Annotated in this window: 1 pseudogene; it reads left to right on the top strand. The window is 72.9% G+C overall.

Annotation, left to right across the window (positions count from 1 at the left end):
• Window positions 1-152: 152 nt before the first annotated feature.
• Window positions 153-1,364 (top strand): annotated as a pseudogene (locus AB0C29_RS46070) (MFS transporter); the annotation flags it as partial.
• Between the last annotated feature and the right edge of the window lie 575 nt (window positions 1,365-1,939).

Below are 1,939 nucleotides of genomic sequence, written 5' to 3'. Positions count from 1 at the left end.
CGGGGCCCTGCGCGGCTACACGGACCAGTTCGAGGTCCTCAAGATGCCGCGCCGCCCGGCGACACCACCGCCGGCCTGACAATGCTGCGGCGGCCGGCCCTGCGGGGTCGGCCGCCGCGCCGCATCAAGACCCGACCGGTAGATTCCGGTACGTGGCGACTCCCTTCTCGGTCCTTACCCGTAACCGTGACTTCCGGCGGCTGTTCGGGGCCGAGCTGGTCGTGTTCGGCTCCGACTGGTTCGTCATGGTGCCGCTGCTGGTGCTGCTGCCCGAACTGACCGGCAGCGGCGTGTGGGGCGCGCTGGTGCTGGCCGCGGACACCGGGATCAATGCGCTGCTGCTGCCGTACACGGGAACCGTCGCCGACCGCCTGGACCGCCGCACCATCCTCATCGCGGCCAACGTGGCCGCGCTCGTGGCCATCCTGCTGTTGTTCTTCGTCCGGTCGGCGGCCACCGCACCGCTGGCCCTGGTGGCCATCGGCGCCGTAGCGATCGCCAAGGCCTTCTACTCCCCAGCCGCGTCCGCGGCCCTGCCGAACGTGGTCGACCCGGCGGACCTCGCCGCAGCCAACTCGGTGGCCGGCTCGGCCTGGGGCACGATGACCATCGTCGGCGCCTCACTGGGCGGCATCGTCAGCAGCGCCTTCGGCCCGTACGTCAGCTTCGCGGTCGCCTCGGTCAGCCTGTTCGTGGCGGCGGTGCTGACCGCGATGATCCACCGGCCGCTCCAGGCGCCACGAGACCCGAACTATGTGCCGCCGCGAGCCTGGCACGCCCTGATCGAAGCGCTGCGCTACATCGGGGCCCGGCCGCGGCTGCGCGCACTGGTCACCGTGAAATCCGCGGTGGGCCTCGGCAACGGCGTACTCACAGTCTTCCCACTGCTGGCCGGCATCTACGGCGTCGGCGCGTTGGGCGCGGGCCTGCTCTTCGCGGTACGCGGCGCCGGTGCCCTGGTCGGACCGCTGGTGATGCGGCCCGTCCTGAACCACCGCACCTGGCTGCTGCCCGGCCTGGCCCTGTCGATGGGCCTGTACGGCCTCGGCTACATCGGCGTGGCCTTCGCGCCGTGGTTCCCCCTGGTGCTGGCGCTGGTCTTCGTGGCCCACTTCGCGGGCGGAACGAACTGGGTGCTGTCCAACTACGCCCTGCAGGGCGAGGTGCCGGACCGGCTGCGGGGCCGGGTCTTCGCCACGGACATGATGCTGGCGACGCTGGCGATCTCGGTGAGCCAGCTCGGGGCGGCGGCGTTCGTGGACCGCGTGGACGAACGCGTCATCCTGATCGCCTGCGGCCTGATCACCCTGCTGTACGCGATCGGCTGGCGCTTCGCTACGCGTCATCTGTCGCTCGCGGACCCGACTCCCACCGACGACAGCGAACAACCGCCCAGCCCAGCACCGGATCATCGCGATGGCGCGGCCTCGGGCAACGCCGTGGCCTCGACCGGCAGCGCGGACTTGGTCGGTGGTGCGGACTTGGGCCGAGGTGCGGTCTCGGGTGGTGGCGCGGGCTCGGGTGGTGGTGCGGTCTCGGGTGGTGGTGCCGGCTCGGGCCACGGGACGGTTCCGACCGGCGATGGGGGCACGGGCCGTGGCGCAGCTTCGGCCGGTGGTGCGACCTCCGGCAACGGCGCGGTCGCGGCCGGCGGCGTGGTTTCGGCCGATGGGACGGGCGCAGGCCGCGGCATGGCCGGAGCCGGCGGCGCGGACTCGGGCCACGGCACGGTGTCGGCCAACGGTGCCGTTTCGGGTAACGGTGTGGTCCCGGCCGACGATGGGGTTCCGGCCGATGCGGTCCCGGCCGATGCCGGCGGCTGCGGGCCACCGTGCGCGGTCAGCATCACGGCAATGGCGGCGTACCCCATCGTCACGGCCGTGACCGGCACCGCGAGCGTCCCGGCGAGCAGGCTCACCGCCGGTCCCCGCCGCCGGAG

Source organism: Actinoplanes sp. NPDC048791 (genome assembly GCF_040650095.1).
Lineage (GTDB): Bacteria > Actinomycetota > Actinomycetes > Mycobacteriales > Micromonosporaceae > Actinoplanes.
This window is presented reverse-complemented; position numbering and strand designations above follow the sequence as displayed.